Here is a 16,257-nt window from a genome sequence, read left to right as displayed (position 1 = left end):
AAAGGGGTGCTTTCACACTCCACTTGTCAAAAATATAAAGCTTTTATATACAAATATTATTATAACACAAATAATTGATAGGAGTGTGTGAGTATGTCTAAAACTAAAAAAGAGTTTTTTAATGCAACTAAGAAACAACTTTCTAATTATAAGCAATTAAGTACAAATATAATAAAATTGAAAAATGAAATACAAATGTTGAAAAATAATTCAGTTGGAGATTTAATGAAAGGGATAAGTTATGATGGTGTCAAAACAGGAAAAACAAACAAAACTAGTAATATGATTGAAGATGCTATTGTTAATGTATCAGACTTAATAACTGAAAAGGAAATAGAGTTATATGAAGCGGAAATAATTAAATCTACGATAGATTTAGCTATAAGGAATTTAAAACCTATACACAAGCAAATTATAACTTATAAATATATTGAGGGCTTAGAATGGAGTTTAATAGTTGATAAGGTGTATTTAGAAGAAAGACAACTAAGAGAGAGAGCTAATCAAGCTATAAATTCAATATCAATAGCACTGTTTGGGAAGAAAGCATTAATAGAGCAAGAACCTCTTTTTGAACTGTTAGATTACAAACTAAATTAGGTTATAGATTTTAATTGCCGAAAATGTGCCGTTTTTTTAATTTTAGACATGAGATAATAGTATTGTGGAAATAAAAATTTCCCTCTCAAAACTTAAAATTGGCTAGGGTTAAGGGATTGCCCTAGTCACTACGAACAGACTAGGCAGAGCGTGAGGACGCTGTTAGTTCAATTCTAACTATGTTCAAAAGGTATTAATACACTATATGTAGATATGCTGGATTAAAACGGAATTTAATTCAAATGTCTAAAGGAGTGGGGCTTGGTAACCTCACTCAACATGCAGGTACTGGTGTTTAATCTAAGTTCGATTCTTAGAACTTGCAACATAATATATACCTCCCCCATAAAAAGGCTGAGTTCGGGTAAGCTTAGTCTTTTATTTTTTTACAGGAGTATGATAATATGAATGATTTAAGAGAAAAGATAATAAAAGAATTAGATGAATTTAATATAAAAGCAGATGATGAATTTTTAGAATATGCGGTTGAACACATTAAAAAATGGATGAATGAAGGTATTACTAATGAAGAATTATTAATAAGAGGAGTTGTACTTGCAGCAAGATATGTAGTAAATATGGAAAGTAAAGGCTTAGATTAATTTCTAGGTCTTTTTTTATACAAAAATCTAGAACAGGAGGTCTTAAATTGAACAAAAGAGAAGTAGTTTATCTTAATTTAGAAGATATAAAACCTTATGAAAATAACCCTAGACGCAATGATGAAGCAATAGAAAAGGTTATTAAATCAATTGATGAATTTGGATTTACGAACCCAATTTTAGTTGATGAAGATAACATAATAATAGCAGGTCATACGAGGTATGAAGCGTCTAAACAATTAGAACTTAAACAAGTACCTTGCATAGTTCTAAAGAATCTAACAGAAGAGCAAATAAAAGCTTACAGGTTAATAGATAACAAGACTAATGAATATGCTAGTTGGGATTATAATAAATTAGTTGATGAATTATCTGACATAGTTAATATTGATATGAAAGAGTTCAATTTTAATATTAATGATTTTGAAGATTTAAGTATAAGTGATGAAGATTTTATATTAGATGAAGAATTAGAAGGAAAAGAGAAAAAAGGTAAAATGGTGAAATGTCCACACTGCAATGAGGAGTTTGAAATATAAAAATGAGGGTATTTTTAGCAGCAACAAAAAGTGGAATGAATAAAGAATTAAAAGAAAAAACAATAGAGAAGTGTAAGCCACTTTATATACTTGAAACTTTTTTTAATAAAGAAAAAGCGTGTTTGGAAGCTATGAGTATAGTAGGAAATGAGAATTTCTTATTAGATTCGGGGGCTTTTTCTTTTATGAATGGTACAGAAATCTCAAAAGAAGAAATGGAAAACTATATTGATAGATATATAAAATTTATCAAGGACTATAATATAAAATATTTCTTTGAAGTAGATGTAGATGCAATTTTTGGTCTGGAGCAGGTAGAGAAGTGGACTAAAAAAATAGAGGATAAGGTAAACAGACAATGTATACCAGTTTGGCATAAGTCAAGAGGTGTGGAGTATTGGAAAAAACTATGTAAAGAGTATGAATATATTGCAGTTGGTGGATTCGCAATAAATGATATAAAAAAACAGGAGTATCCTTTAATACAAAAAATGGTTGAGTATGCTTATCAAAAAGGTGTGAAAGTACATGGGTTAGGGTTTACTAAAACAAAGATATTAAAGTCATTCAAGTTTTATAGCGTTGACAGCAGTAGTTGGACTGTAGGAGCAAGTATCGGACAACAATTATATACATTTAAAGATGGAGATATACATATAAGAAGGTTAGAAAAAGAAGGTAATAAGAAAACCGATTTAAAAAAGTTAGTAGCGCACAGCATGTGTGAGTGGGTTAAATATCAAAAATATATGAATGGAGTGAGATATTGAAAAAGACAGAAAGAAATTTAACATTATTAAATTGTGTATTTGTAACAAGTCTAGTGATTTCAAATGTTATAGCAGGGAAAGTAATCAGCATATTTGGATTAATTGTTCCTGCCGCAGTAGTAGCATATCCCATTACTTTTCTATGTACAGATGTCATTGGAGAAATATGGGGTAAAGAAGAAGCTAACAGAACAGTCAAAAGAGGTATTTTAATGCAGTTATTCAGTCTTTTATTAATTACAATAGCTATAGCCCTTCCAAGTGCGAGTTTTGCAACAGAGTATTCAAGCAATCTAAAAGTAGTGTTAGGGCAGAATGTAAGGTTTGTATTAGCTAGTTTAACAGCTTATATATTAGCTCAAAGCAATGATGTATTTATATTTCATAAACTCAAAGAGAGGTTTGGAGGAAAACATAAGTGGTTAAGAAACAATGCTAGTACTATGTTGAGTCAACTAATTGATACAGCTATTTTCATTACGATTGGATTTTGGGGTACTGTACCAAGCTTAATAACTATGATAATGAGTCAATATGTTGTTAAGTTCTTCTTAGCTTTATTAGATACACCATTCTTCTATTTACTGACAAGAGAAGAAACAAAATAGATAAACAAGCTTCATAAATAAAAAATATGATTCAAACGAATATAGAAACAATGAGGTGGTGATGTGGCTAGAGCACCAAATAAGAAAGAAAAAGAAGCAAGAAAATTATATTTAAAAGGTCTGAAATTAGTTGAGATTGCTAAAAAATTAGATATACCAGATGGAACAGTAAGAAGGTGGAAGAAAACTTATAATTGGGATAGTGAACGTTCGGAAAATAATAACGAGCGTTCGGCAAAAAGAGGTGGTCAGCCTAACAATTCTAATGCAAAAGGACATGGTGCTCCTTTGAGGAATAAAAATAATTTTAAACACGGTATCTTTGAACAAATTTATTTTGACACTTTAACTGACAAGGAGTTAGAGTTAATAAAAAACAAGAGTAATGATAAAATATATGATTTAGAATTAGAAATAGATTTGCTTACTATAAGAGAACATAGGCATATGTCTAGAATAAAAGAATACACTGAAAAAACGGATGGTATAAGCCTTGAAAGTGTTAACAAAAGAAGGTTAGAAATTAAAGGCAATGTATTAAAAAATGGTCAAGTTCAAGAAGAAATGGAGACTAGAGGTGTTTCCACTTTTGAGGTTATACAGAAATTAGAAGCTGAACTAACTAAAATACAAGACAAAAAAAGAAAGTGTATTGAAACATTAGAGAAAATGAAGATAGATAGAAAGAAATTTGAATTAGAAAATAATAATCTAGGTCAAAATGAAAGTGAAAATATGTTTAAAGAATTATCTTTAGAAGAATTAAAAAGGTTGGCGAGTTTAGATGATTGATAATAAGTTAATAGCACTAGAAGCTAAGAAGGAACTTGCAAGGCAGGACTTCTTTTTTTATTGTAATTTAAGAGCTCCAAACTTTTATAAAAAAGATAGACAATATCTAGTTAACTTATGTAATGACTTCCAAAAGTTTTATGAAAGTAATGACGAAATATTAATATTGAATTTACCACCTCGTCATGGAAAAAGTAGAACAGCAGGATTATTTGTTGAGTGGGTACTAGGCAGAAATCAAGAAGAAAAAATAATGACAGGCTCATACAATGAAACATTATCTACCATGTTTTCTAAAAACGTTAGGAATGCAATTCAAGAAGTAAAAGCGGATATTTACAAACCTGTTTTTAATGATATTTTTCCGGATGTTCATATAAAATATGGCGACAGTGCTATGAATTTATGGAGCTTAGAAAATGGATACAATAATTACCTAGCAACTTCTCCGACTGGTACTGCTACAGGTTTTGGGGCAACAATACTTTTGATAGATGATGTTATTAAAAATGCAGAGGAAGCTTATAATGAGAATGTTCTTGAAAAACACTGGGATTGGTTTACTAATACTATGTTATCAAGACTTGAAGAAGGCGGGAAAATAATAATTATAATGACTAGATGGTCTAGTAAGGACTTAGCTGGTAGAGCATTAGAACATTACAAAGAAGAAGGTAAGAAAGTAAGACATATTAATATGAAAGCGTTACAGGAAGATGGTAACATGCTTTGTGAAGAAGTATTATCTCTAAATAGTTATAAATCAAAAGTAAGAGCAATGGGTGAAGACATTGCAAGTGCCAACTATCAGCAAGAACCTATCGACCTTAAAGGATGTCTATATACTAAATTTAAGACATATGACAAGCTTCCTGCTAATGAAAAAGGGAATATACTATTTACATCTATTAAAGCTTATACAGATACAGCAGACGAGGGAGCAGATTACTTATGTTCTATAGTTTATGGAGTGTATAACAAAGAAGCTTATATACTAGATGTTTTATACACTAAGGAAAGTATGGAAATAACAGAGTATAAAACAGCTAAGATGTTCTATGATAATGAAGTTAACAAAGCTGATATAGAGTCAAATAATGGTGGTAGAGCTTTTGCAAGAAGTGTTCAAAGGTTGTTGAAAGAGAAATTTAACAGCAATAAAACAACAATAAAGTGGTTTCATCAGTCTAAAAATAAAAATGCTAGAATTTTATCTAATAGCTCATGGGTAATGGAACATATATATTTTCCAACTAATTGGCGAGATAAGTGGCAAGAGTTTTATAAGGCTATGACATCTTATCAGAGGGAAGGTAAGAACAAACATGATGATGCGTGTTTTGAAGAAGGAACACAAATATCAACATTGTTTGGTAATAAATCTATAGAGAAAATAAAAGAAGGGGAATATGTATTTACTCCATTCGGTCTTAGAAAAGTATTATGGTCAGGATGCACAGGGGAAAAAGAAACTATAAATAAATTAGGGCTAAAAGCTACTAGAAATCATAAGGTATTTAGTTATATCAATGGTTTTATAAGTCTTGATAAATTGACAGGTATATCAGAAACTAGTATAATATCACTAAAGGAGTTGATGTTATGGAAGTACAAGAAACTGTTATATTCAATGGAGAAGAATATAGACTTATGGGACAAAAGAAGTATTATCTTAGTCAGTCAAGTAAAAATGAAAAAAGAAAACATGCTAAAGGACTTCATGTGGCAATTTGGGAGTTTAATAATAAAAGGGAAGTTCCAGAAGGCTATCATATTCATCATAAAGATTTTAATCCTCTTAATAACAACATTGACAACTTGGAATGTATTCCGTATAAACAACACTTATCGCTACATGCAAAGAAAAATCTTGAAGATGAAGAATTTTACAAAGCAACTATTAACAACCTTGATAAGGCAAGAGAAAAAGCTACCGAATGGCATAAAAGTGAAGAGGGTAGAAAATGGCACTCAGAGCATGCAAAACAGATTTCAAAAAATCTTAAAATATATAAATGTAAGTGTAAAGAATGTGGGAGCTATTTTGAAAGCAAAGTACAAACATCTCAATTCTGTTCAGATAAATGTGGAGAAAGATGGAGAGGTAAAAACAGACGAATTAAATATACATCAAAATGTATTATATGTGGAACAGAATTTGTTGGAACAAAATACAAGGCATCTTCCAAAGAAAGACAAACATGTTCAAAGTCGTGCTCAAACAGACTCAACCACATTAATAGAAAGCAAAAAAGTAAAAGTTTATAATTTAACTGTTGAAGGAAACCATGTGTACTATGCTCATGGTTTTTTGGTGTCTAATTGTGATGCTATAACAGGAGTTGCAGAAAAGGCATTAAAAGGTCAAGGATTATCAGTATTTAAGTAGAAATATAGGTGGTGGTGATGTGGAGTTAGAAAAAATAAGAGCAATAATAAGTGCTGATATAGCTAGAAGGCAAGAGATATTACAGGCTAAATCATATTATTATAATGAAAATGATATATTGAAAAAGGGTGTAGTTGTACAAAACAGAGATGAGAATCCTCTTAGGAACGCTGACAATAGAATCAGTCACAACTTTCATGAAATACTCGTAGATGAGAAAGCTTCTTATATGTTCACCTATCCAGTTCTTTTTGACATTGACAATGACAAAGAATTGAATGAGAAGGTAACAGATGTTTTAGGGAATGAGTTTACTAGAAAAGCTAAGAATTTAGCAATAGAAGCATCAAATTGTGGTACTGCATGGCTTCATTATTGGATAGATGAAGAATATAGCAGGGAACAGGTAATCAGCCAAAAATTTAAATATGGTGTAGTTAATACAGAAGAAATCATACCAATTTATAAAAATGGGATTGAAAGAGAGTTAGAGGCTGTAATAAGATATTATGTCCAGTTAGAAGATGTAGAAAATCAAATACAAAAGCAGGCATATACTTATGTTGAATTTTGGACAGATAAAATATTAGATAAATATAAATTTTTTGGAGTAACATGTTGCGGTTCTCAAATAGAGCATATAACAGTACAACATAGATTTAATTCAGTTCCTTTTGTTGAATTTGCTAACAACATAAAAAAACAAAGCGACTTATCAAAATATAAATCAGTGTTGGATTTATACGATAAGATAATGAGTGGATTTGCAAATGATTTAGAGGATATACAGCAAATAATATACATCTTAGAAAATTATGGTGGAGAGGATACAGCACAATTTTTAAATGAATTGAAGAGATATAAAGCAATAAAAACTGAAACAGACAGCGAAGGCGATAGTGGTGGTCTTAAAACTATGCAAATAGAGATACCTGTTGAAGCTCGAAAGGTGATATTAGAGATACTTAAAAAACAAATATATGAAAGTGGTCAAGGGTTACAACAGGATACTGAAAACTTTGGTAATGCAAGTGGTGTAGCACTTAAATTCTTTTATAGAAAGCTAGAACTAAAAAGTGGATTACTTGAAACTGAGTTTAGAACCTCTTTTGATAAGCTGATTAAGGCTATACTATATTTTTTAGGAATTACAGACTATAAAAAAATACAACAGACTTATACAAGAAACATGATGTCTAATGATTTAGAGGATGCAGATATAGCGACTAAGTCAGTTGGAATAATACCAACCAAAATTATTTTAAGGCATCACCCTTGGGTTGATGACCCCGAAGAAGCTGCTTTACTTTTAAGAGAAGAAAAGAAAATACAAGCTTCAAAAGTGTCTGATGATTATAACTTTGCTGAATAGAGGTGAAGTTATTTGAATAATAATATTGAGTACTGGAAAGAAAGAGAAAAGCAAAGATTAAATGCAAGATTGAAAGAAGAAGAAGAGGTATTAAAGGAACTAGATAAACAATATAAAATTGCAATGAAAAATATAGAGAAAGAAATTGCTAATTTATTTTATAAATATGCTGAACAGAATAAATTAACATATGCAGAAACACAAAAATATTTAACTAATAATGAATTTAACACATGGCGCATGGACATCAAACAATATATTAAATTAATAGAACAAACAAGTGATGAAAGATTACTGTTAGAGCTTAATACATTAGCTATGAAAAGCAGAATAAACAGGTTAGAAGAACTATTCTACCAAATATCTAAAGAGATAAATAATACATTCGACATTCAAAATAATAGAGTAGAAAAGCTATTAGAAGAATCTGTGAAAGATAGTTACTATAAGAGTATATATGAAACTCAAAAACACGTTGGTGTTGAGGTAAGCTTCACTAAGCTTGATAGAGAAGCTTTAAAGGATATAATTACATATCCTTGGAGTGGTAAAAACTTTTCTCAAAGGATATGGAAAAACAGAGATTTATTAAGTGAAGTTATCAAAGAAGAAATTACTCAAATGGTTATAAGAGGAGAAAGTTTGAAAAAGATTGCTAATAGAGTATCGCAAAAAATGGATTCTAGTTATGAAAATGCAATAAGATTAGTACAAACGGAACATTCTCATTTTATGTCAGAAGCTGATAAAAAAGCGTATAAAAGTCAAGGAGTAGATAAATATCAATTTTTAGCTACATTGCAAGGTAATACTTGCAAAAGATGCAGAAATATAGACATGAAAGTATATTTAGTTAAAGATGCTAAAGAAGGAGAAAATTATCCTCCAATGCATCCACGTTGCAGGTGTACAACTATTCCATATTTCGAGGATGAAAAAGTGGGAACAAGGACAGCACGACTGCCAAAAGGCAAGACATACGAAGTTCCTTCTAATTTATCATATAATGAATGGTATAAAAAACACGTTGAAGTTGCAATAAATAGAGAGAAGGAAAATAAAAATAATGTTATAATAAATAATATAAGGAAAGATATAAAAGATGGCAAATATAATCTAAATATTCATAATGGTAAACAAGGAAAGCATTTTAAGGACCATAATAATTATACAGAAGGTAGGAGCTACTTAACTGTATCAAAAGAAGAAGTTCAAGAACTTATTAACAAATATGCAGGCACAGGAATATTGGAGCTTGATAGAAATGGTAAGTTTAAAAATAAAGAATTAATAACATGTGAAAAAAATATAGGTGTAAATATAAGCAATCTAACAGGAAAAGAAACGGAAACTAATAAGTTTTATATACACTATAGTAAAAATGGTACTCATATAGTGCCAACAATGAAAGGAGTTGAAAAGGATGAGTAAAAATTTAATTAATTATATGGATGAGAAGGTTAAAATTATAGATATAGACAATAAAGAATGGATTGGTTATGTAAAAACTTATACACCAGCTATAGACAGTGATAATGAAATAGAAGAAATTGGTTTAAAACAAGAGGATTGTTTAATATCTTTTCAAGAAGATGAAATAAAAAGTATAGAAATTATATAGAAAGCACTTGCTAAGTTTAAATAGTAAGTGCTTTTATTATGCAAATTTGTTACTAGGCGGTTTAAGATATGACTAAATTCTGTATAAAACAAAAAAAGAGTTATTAAATAGAATGAAAGATGAAAAAGAAATAAAATTTGCTATCATTGAGGATTTGCAGTATCCAAGGGATATGGTATGCAAGGAGATAAAATTAAAGAATAGTGAAAATAAAATTAGACTTATAGGAATTGAGGAGGATGAATAAATGGCTAAGTTTGTGAAGAAATCAGATGTAGTAGAAGTTTTTAGATTTGGAGACGAAGAAGAAATACCAAAATGGGTATCAGAAGCAGTTGAAAACAAAATTATTTCAACTGAATATGTTCAGGAGGGTGAATATATTAAAAAACCGATTTTGATAATAAAAACTCAGAAAAGAGGATTGTGGAGAGGAGAGCTTGATGATTATATAATCAGAAATTCACATGGAGAAATAAGCTCTTGCAACTTTGAATTATTTGATGATATATATCAAAAAGTTGAATATACTGCAACTGTTGAAAATACAAGAAACTATGCTGAAAATTTAGAACAAAGGCATAGATGTGTTGATGAAGAAAAGGACAAGAAAAGTAAATTAGAACTTTCAGCTAAGTTGGAGCTAGACACAACAGATTTTGAAGAAAATATAAAAAGTGCCACAAAAGAAATTGAGATATTTAATAAAGCAGCAGACAAATTAGAGCAAAAAATTAATGAAATATTTGGTAGAGAAAAGGTAAAGGAAGTAAAATCACAAAAACTTATAGTTTCAAAAAAGGATAAAAAGTTCAAAAAATATGACATACGTTTTGAAAATGGCGATTGTATGTCTGGCATAATTGAAGAATGTATAGCTGATAAACTAACTACTTATTTTTCTGAATCAGATATAGATTGCTTGAAGGCTTTTGAAGATGAAGAAAGGTTGGTTATGCTTAAAATGTCTAATGTTCAATCTATAACAATTAGTGATTATATTGAAAATGAAGAAATTGATTATATATAATAACTTCTTTATTTTGTAAAAATGAGGTGAGTTAAATGAGTTGGCTGATACTACAAATAGTAAGTATTGTTGTAAATGTAATACTTATTATCAGTTTAGTAAGTGATATAGTTTTAAAAATATATCTGAAAAGTTTAAAAAAAGAATATGAAGTAGCTATAAATAAAGTTTCTAATGAACTTTTGAAAAAATTAAATGATGAACTAAGAAAACGTAAAAGTCTATAAAGACTTTTTTATTTTGCTCTTTTTAAAAAAGTTGTAGAGCATAAAGAACAAAGAAACTCTCACAGTTGGAGGGCAACTATAAAAATCTATGGAGAAATAAGAAGGGATGATGATTAAATGGAATGGTTAAGAAAAATATTAGAAAGTATTAAAATCGAAGAAAATAAAATTGATGTTGATGAAATATTAAAAAGTGTTAATACTGAATTTCCCAAGTATGCAGTACCTAAAGAAACTTTTAACAAAGCAAATGAACAATTGAAAGAAGCTAACAAAGCTATTGAAAGCTTTAATAGTAAAATGACTCAAGAAGATTTAGAAAAGATAAAAACAGAACATCAAGCACAAATAAAAAAAATAGAAGAAAATCATAAGATAGAAGTTGAGAAAATGCAAAATGAAAGTTTAAAGACAAGAAAATTAAGTGCTGTTGAGAAAACCTTGTTAACTAACAAAGCCAAACACGTTGATTTATTAACAAATAAGTTTGATTTAGAAAAGATAACTGTAGGAGAAGATGGGAAGGTAGCAGGTATAGAAGAACAGTTAAAAACACTACAAGAGAGTTACAAAGATTTGTTTGAAACTAGCACTACTGAAACTACTAAACAAACAAATGCACAATCTTTTTACAAGTATGTACCAGGTGGTAGTGGAGAAGCTTCATCAGAAATTACAGCAGAACAAATAAAAGCAGCAGTAAAAGGACAAATATAATTAAAATAAAGGAGATGTTAAAATGGCAAATACAATAGAATATGCACCAATTATACAGCAAGCACTTGATGATTCAGCAATACAAACACTTCTAACAGGGTGGATGGATGCTAATGCGGGAAAAGCGATATATAATGGAGGTAAGGAAATAAAAATACCTTCTCTAGAAGTTGATGGACTAGGGGATTATAACAGAGGTTCATCAGATGGATATGCAAATGGAGATATAAAGTTTAGTTATGAAACAAAAACAATGACACAAGATAGAGGAAGAAAATTTACAATAGACCCAAACGATGTTGATGAAACTAATTTCACATTAACTGCAAGTGAAATTATGGGAAAATTCCAAAGGACAAAAGTAATTCCAGAAGTTGATGCTTATAGATTAAGTAAACTAGCTACTGTAGCTATGAATGTAGAAAATGATACTAATGTAGAATATGGATATACACCACATAAAGATACTGTTATAAGTAAAATAAAAAAAGGAATAACAACAATAAGGGAAACGGGATATACTGGTGAACTTGTAATTCATTTAACTTATGATACATTAACAGCAGTTGAAGAAAAAACATTAGAAAAATTAATGGCTATTGATTTTAGCAAAGGTGGAATAACTACAAAAGTACCAACAATAGATTTTTGTCCGCTTATAGCGACTCCTCAGAATAGAATGTATTCATCAATAACATTATATGATGGAAAATCAGAAGGTCAAAAGCAAGGTGGATATGTAAAAGGTAGCAAAGCATTAGATTGTAATTTTATAATAGCAGGAAGAGATGTACCTATCGCTGTTACAAAGCAAGACCAAATGAGAATATTTGACCCTTTAACTTATCAAGGTGGTAATTCTTGGGCTATGGATTATAGAAGATACCACGAGTTATGGGTTACTAATCTAAATTCTAATTTAGTATATGCTAACTTTAAGGATGCTAAACCAACAGCCTAAAAGGAGATAAATTATGTATAGATTAATAAGAGATAACATAGAAAGAATAGTTAATGATACATCTGAAAAAGAAAAGTTAATGTATGATGGATTTAAGTTACTAGAAGATAAGAAAAGTATTAATACAGAAAATTTAACTCTTGAAGAATTAAGAAACATAGCAAAAGAAAATGGCATAGAAGGTTATTCAAAACTAAAAAAAGATGAATTAATAGAGAAATTAAATAGTATTTAGTTTCTCTATTTTATTTTGAGGTGATTAAATGCTAGATAATATAAAATTAATTTTAAATTTAAAAGATGATACTTATGATAGTTTAATAGAGTTGTACATTAAAAAATACACTACTCTAGTTCTTGCATACTGCAATATAGAAACACTTAATTCTACTCTTGAAGGTATTGTAGAGGATAAAGTTATTGTTAAGTTAAAAGAGACTGTATTAGTTAGTAGTGCTGATAATGGAAAAATCAGCTCAATTTCTCGTGGTGGTTATTCTGTAAATTATAATGTTGCAACAGCTAAAACAACAGATGAATTAATGGAAATAAAACTATCTCAAAAGGATAAGAATATTTTAAATAATTTTAGAAAAGTGAAGTGGTAACATGGCAGAAGCAGATATATTAGCATTGACTTACTTTTGTAAAATGACAATAAGAAGATGTATAAGTATTAAAAATGAAGACACAGGAGTTACAGATTTTAACGAGAATGTTGTAATTGCAGAAGGTGTGCCTTGTGGCTTAAATGGAAATATACCTAATATCGTGGATACAGATATAACAAATTCTATTTCAGCGTTTGAATTATATTGCAGACCCGAAGTAGATTTGATAGTTGGAGATATACTTGATATAACTTTAGAAAATGGAAATGTAGAAACTTTTATTGCATCTAAACCATTTCCTTATTCAAGCCACTTACAAGTCAATTTGACCCTAAAGGAAAGATATTAAATGATAGAATTTAACAGTCTAGACACATTAATAAGAGATTTAGAAAGAGAAGGAAGGGAAATGTCAAAGAACTTAAGAAGAGCTAAGAACAATATAGGTAATAAACTGCTTAGAAAAGTAAAACCTAAAACACCAGTTGCTAAAGTTGATGGAGGAACAGCTAGAAAGAGCTGGAAGTATAAAGAGCTTAATCTATTTGAGGGTGTAGTATCAAATAATGTTGAATACATTTATCATTTAGAATATGGTCATAGAACTAGGCAAGGAACAGGAACTAGCGAAAACTATAGACCTAAGCCTAACGGAATTAGCTTTGTACCAGGTGTATTTATGTTGGCAAGAAGCGTTGATGAAATGAGTAGTATAATTGATGATGAATTAAATCAGATAATAATAGATTTTTGGAACTAGAGGTGGTGTGTTGCTAAGTTATAATGAAATACTAGATTCATTTACTAAAACTATAGATAATAATTTTGAAGAAACTATAGTTGCAGGAGAATATAACATAAAAGACAATAAAGAGCCTTATTTTTTTGTGCAGATAATACCTGAAGAAACACAAATAGCGACTAAAAGAACTGATATAAAAAGCTTTTTAGTTGATATAAAATATTTACCTAATTTGAAAAAGAAAAAAACACATTTATTTGATATTTTAAATAAATTAGAGAACATATTCACTAGAAATATAAAAATAAAAGATAGATATTTAACTTTCAGTAAGAAAAATGGAAGTATAGAAAAAGATGAAATAGGAAATTATGTTCAATTTCTTATATCTATAAATTATCATGAACAAATTTATTTTGAAGAAGAAAAACACGAATTAATGGAAGAACTAAATATGAGATTTAAAGAAAGGAGTGATTAAATGGCTGGATTAGTTAATATAAATATAGAATTTAAAGAACTGGCTACGAGCTTTATACAGCGTTCCAGAGCTGGAATAGTAGCAATTATATTGAAAGATACAACAAAGATGTATAAAGAGCTTACAAGCGAAGATGATATACCAACTTCATTAAGTGATGATAATAAAAAATATGTTAAATATGGATTTGTAGGGGCTACTGATAATGAGAAGGTGTTAAGACCAAGTAAAGTTATTATAAGTACTTTCACAGAGGATGGAAAAGTTGAGGATATACTAGAAGAATTAGAATCTGTAGAATTTAATTACTTATGTATGCCCGAGTCAGAAGAAGCAGAAAAAACAAAAATTGTAACTTGGATAAAGAAGATAAGAGAAGAAGAAAGTACAGAAGCTAAGGCAGTATTAGCAAATATTAAAGCTGATAATGAAGCAGTCATAAATTTTACTGAAAATGTAACAATTAGTGGGGAGGAAATAACAGCAGAGAAATATACACCACGTATCGCTTCTCTTATAGCATCTACTCCAAGTACGCAGTCAATTACTTATGCACCTCTTGATGAAGTTGAATCTATTACAAAGATAGACAAAGCTAGTGCAGACGCTAAAGTACAATCGGGAGAATTAATACTAAGAAGATTGTCAGGGGCTATAAGGGTTGCTAGAGGTGTAAATTCTCTTACAACTCTAACAGCAGAAAAAGGAGAAATGTTTCAAAAAATCAAACTTGTTGATATAAAAGATTTAATAAGCAAAGATATAAAAAATATTTATGTAGAAAAGTATTTGCGTAAATGTCCAAACACTTATGACAACAAATGTTTATTTATTGTTGCGGTGCAATCTTATTTAACTGAATTAGCAAAACAAGAATTAATTGACTCTAATTTTACAGTCGAAATTGATATAGAAAAGCAAAAAGAATACTTAGAAAGCAAAAAAGTAGATGTTAGTAAAATGAAAGAGAATGAAATAAAAGAAGCTAATACTGGCTCAAACGGATTTTACCTAATAAATCTAAAACTAGTTGATGCAATGGAAGATATAAATATAAGAGTTCAAATGTAGAAAGAGGTGAAAATATGGCTACAAGTTTTGAAAGTAAAAACGTAATAAATGGAACATTCGGAGAATGTTGGTTAAATGAGATACAAATAGCAGAGTGTAAAGCATTGAAAGCTGAAATAAAACTAGATAAAGCTGAAATAGTTAGACCTAGAAAAATGATAAAAGGTCAAAAAGTGATAGGTGCTAGTGCGGAAGGCTCTATAACTCTATATCATGTAGATTCAAACATGTTAAAGTATATAACTCAAATTATAAAAGAAGGTAGAGAGCCTAAATTTACTATTATAAGTAAACTAGCTGACCCTGATGCTAAAGGAGTGGAAAGAATTTCCTTAACAGGAGTTTCCTTTGATGGGTTGTCAATTATAGATTGGGAAAATGGGAAAGAAGGAGAAATTGAAGCATCTTTCACTTTTGAAGATTTTGAGATATTAGATGCAGCATAAAAAATAATTAATAATAAAAAGGAGAATTAATATGAGCGAAAATAAATTAGAAAAGGAAATAGTAGATAAAAAAGAAGTAACAGAAGTAAAAAATATAGTAGAATTATTACTCAAAATGGATGCAGGCGAAATTAAAATGCCAAGCATGACATATAAAATATTTTGTAAAAAAGTAGGTATAGAGTTACCTTTTGAATGCACAGCATTAGAACCCGAAACTTTTGACGAATTACAGTCAAGTGGACTGAAAATAGAGAATGGTTCGTTAAAGGATTTAGATAATTTTAAAATGAAAACAAATATTATATTAGCTTCTTGCAAAACATTTAAAGATAAAGAATTATTAAAGCATTTTAAATCTCCAACACCAAGAGAGTTGTTAAGAAAAATGTTGTTAGCAGGTGAAATAAATGATTTATATAACAAAATATGTGAGTTAAACGGATATAGCGAATCTAATTCTGAAAAAGATAAAAGAATAGAAGAAAAAATAAAAAACTAATAAAAACAGATGGTGAAGTTAATTTAATGTACTTATTATTTAAGTACAAAGGAATGATGCCATCTGTTTTTTATAGAGTTAAATATGGAGAAAAACACATAGTTAAAGCTTTTATGCACCAAGAAATAGAAGAAAAAATAGAAGAAATAGAGAGTTTTGGAAAGGGGCTGTAGAGT

General features: G+C 29.3%; 25 protein-coding genes and 1 pseudogene. All 26 read left to right on the top strand.

What is annotated here, in order from left to right:
- Positions 1–93: 93 nt before the first annotated feature.
- Positions 94–600 (top strand): hypothetical protein, encoded by a 507-nt coding sequence (locus tag KGF48_RS14590; protein WP_227868193.1) that lies wholly within the window; start codon positions 94–96, stop codon positions 598–600.
- A 404-nt stretch (positions 601–1,004) separates the two neighbouring features.
- A complete protein-coding gene (locus tag KGF48_RS14585) occupies positions 1,005–1,202 on the top strand; it encodes a hypothetical protein (RefSeq protein WP_227867112.1) in 198 nt (65 codons plus the stop codon).
- A gap of 47 nt (positions 1,203–1,249) precedes the next feature.
- A complete protein-coding gene (locus KGF48_RS14580) occupies positions 1,250–1,741 on the top strand; it encodes a ParB N-terminal domain-containing protein (protein ID WP_227867113.1) in 492 nt (163 codons plus the stop codon).
- Positions 1,742–1,743: 2 nt separating this feature from the next.
- Positions 1,744–2,511: a hypothetical protein gene (locus KGF48_RS14575; protein WP_227867114.1), complete on the top strand. Its 768-nt coding sequence runs from the start codon at positions 1,744–1,746 to the stop codon at positions 2,509–2,511.
- Positions 2,508–3,119, top strand: a complete 612-nt coding sequence (locus KGF48_RS14570) for a queuosine precursor transporter (protein ID WP_227868192.1) — start codon at positions 2,508–2,510, stop codon at positions 3,117–3,119. Before KGF48_RS14575 ends, KGF48_RS14570 begins: the two co-directional genes overlap by 4 nt.
- Positions 3,120–3,182: 63 nt before the next feature.
- Positions 3,183–3,911, top strand: a complete 729-nt coding sequence (gene terS, locus KGF48_RS14565) for a phage terminase small subunit (protein ID WP_227868191.1) — start codon at positions 3,183–3,185, stop codon at positions 3,909–3,911.
- A pseudogene (terL, locus tag KGF48_RS14560) lies at positions 3,904–5,235 on the top strand (phage terminase large subunit); the annotation flags it as partial. The gene terS and the pseudogene terL, both read left to right, overlap by 8 nt.
- Before the next feature lie 278 nt (positions 5,236–5,513).
- Entirely contained in the window at positions 5,514–6,179 is a 666-nt protein-coding gene (locus KGF48_RS20730) for an HNH endonuclease signature motif containing protein (RefSeq protein WP_413894813.1), read from the top strand.
- Positions 6,070–6,300 carry a hypothetical protein gene (locus KGF48_RS20725; RefSeq protein ID WP_227868210.1) on the top strand — a complete coding sequence of 77 codons (231 nt, stop codon included), beginning with the start codon at positions 6,070–6,072 and terminating at the stop codon, positions 6,298–6,300. Before KGF48_RS20730 ends, KGF48_RS20725 begins: the two co-directional genes overlap by 110 nt.
- A gap of 19 nt (positions 6,301–6,319) precedes the next feature.
- Positions 6,320–7,672 carry a phage portal protein gene (locus tag KGF48_RS14545; protein ID WP_227868190.1) on the top strand — a complete coding sequence of 451 codons (1,353 nt, stop codon included), beginning with the start codon at positions 6,320–6,322 and terminating at the stop codon, positions 7,670–7,672.
- 12 nt (positions 7,673–7,684) lie between these two features.
- A complete protein-coding gene (locus KGF48_RS14540) occupies positions 7,685–9,103 on the top strand; it encodes a polymorphic toxin type 50 domain-containing protein (protein ID WP_227868189.1) in 1,419 nt (472 codons plus the stop codon).
- A complete protein-coding gene (locus KGF48_RS14535; protein ID WP_227868188.1) occupies positions 9,096–9,293 on the top strand; it encodes a hypothetical protein in 198 nt (65 codons plus the stop codon). The genes KGF48_RS14540 and KGF48_RS14535 overlap by 8 nt, the downstream gene beginning before the upstream one ends.
- 112 nt (positions 9,294–9,405) lie before the next feature.
- Positions 9,406–9,540 carry a hypothetical protein gene (locus tag KGF48_RS20370; RefSeq protein ID WP_255642526.1) on the top strand — a complete coding sequence of 45 codons (135 nt, stop codon included), beginning with the start codon at positions 9,406–9,408 and terminating at the stop codon, positions 9,538–9,540.
- Complete coding sequence (locus KGF48_RS14530) at positions 9,541–10,323, top strand: hypothetical protein (RefSeq protein WP_227868187.1); 783 nt, start codon at positions 9,541–9,543, stop codon at positions 10,321–10,323. It abuts the gene before it with no gap.
- A gap of 35 nt (positions 10,324–10,358) precedes the next feature.
- Entirely contained in the window at positions 10,359–10,550 is a 192-nt protein-coding gene (locus KGF48_RS14525; RefSeq protein WP_074068367.1) for a hypothetical protein, read from the top strand.
- 117 nt (positions 10,551–10,667) lie between these two features.
- Positions 10,668–11,267, top strand: coding sequence for a phage scaffolding protein (locus KGF48_RS14520; RefSeq protein WP_227854875.1), 600 nt, complete (start codon positions 10,668–10,670; stop codon positions 11,265–11,267).
- Positions 11,268–11,289: 22 nt separating this feature from the next.
- A complete protein-coding gene (locus KGF48_RS14515; protein WP_227868186.1) occupies positions 11,290–12,228 on the top strand; it encodes a hypothetical protein in 939 nt (312 codons plus the stop codon).
- A 13-nt stretch (positions 12,229–12,241) separates the two neighbouring features.
- Positions 12,242–12,463: a Rho termination factor N-terminal domain-containing protein gene (locus KGF48_RS14510; RefSeq protein ID WP_227854877.1), complete on the top strand. Its 222-nt coding sequence runs from the start codon at positions 12,242–12,244 to the stop codon at positions 12,461–12,463.
- A 28-nt stretch (positions 12,464–12,491) separates the two neighbouring features.
- Positions 12,492–12,836 (top strand): phage head-tail connector protein, encoded by a 345-nt coding sequence (locus KGF48_RS14505; protein ID WP_227832191.1) that lies wholly within the window; start codon positions 12,492–12,494, stop codon positions 12,834–12,836.
- Position 12,837: 1 nt separating this feature from the next.
- Positions 12,838–13,188 carry a hypothetical protein gene (locus KGF48_RS14500; RefSeq protein ID WP_227854878.1) on the top strand — a complete coding sequence of 117 codons (351 nt, stop codon included), beginning with the start codon at positions 12,838–12,840 and terminating at the stop codon, positions 13,186–13,188.
- Positions 13,189–13,599, top strand: coding sequence for an HK97 gp10 family phage protein (locus tag KGF48_RS14495; RefSeq protein ID WP_083289659.1), 411 nt, complete (start codon positions 13,189–13,191; stop codon positions 13,597–13,599).
- Positions 13,600–13,609: 10 nt separating this feature from the next.
- Positions 13,610–14,062, top strand: a complete 453-nt coding sequence (locus tag KGF48_RS14490; protein ID WP_227868185.1) for a DUF6838 family protein — start codon at positions 13,610–13,612, stop codon at positions 14,060–14,062.
- On the top strand, positions 14,063–15,133 hold the full coding sequence (locus KGF48_RS14485; protein ID WP_227868184.1) for a phage tail sheath subtilisin-like domain-containing protein: 1,071 nt from the start codon (positions 14,063–14,065) through the stop codon (positions 15,131–15,133). It abuts the gene before it with no gap.
- 14 nt (positions 15,134–15,147) lie between these two features.
- Positions 15,148–15,579 carry a phage tail tube protein gene (locus KGF48_RS14480; protein ID WP_227868183.1) on the top strand — a complete coding sequence of 144 codons (432 nt, stop codon included), beginning with the start codon at positions 15,148–15,150 and terminating at the stop codon, positions 15,577–15,579.
- 31 nt (positions 15,580–15,610) lie between these two features.
- On the top strand, positions 15,611–16,081 hold the full coding sequence (locus KGF48_RS14475; protein WP_227437430.1) for a phage tail assembly chaperone: 471 nt from the start codon (positions 15,611–15,613) through the stop codon (positions 16,079–16,081).
- Between the two features lie 26 nt (positions 16,082–16,107).
- Positions 16,108–16,254 carry a hypothetical protein gene (locus tag KGF48_RS14470; RefSeq protein ID WP_227868182.1) on the top strand — a complete coding sequence of 49 codons (147 nt, stop codon included), beginning with the start codon at positions 16,108–16,110 and terminating at the stop codon, positions 16,252–16,254.
- Positions 16,255–16,257: the final 3 nt, after the last annotated feature.

It is taken from the genome of Clostridioides sp. ZZV15-6388, assembly GCF_020657755.1.
Lineage (GTDB): Bacteria > Bacillota > Clostridia > Peptostreptococcales > Peptostreptococcaceae > Clostridioides.
The sequence above is the reverse complement of the archived record's forward strand: the minus strand, read 5'-3'. Positions and strand labels throughout refer to the sequence as shown.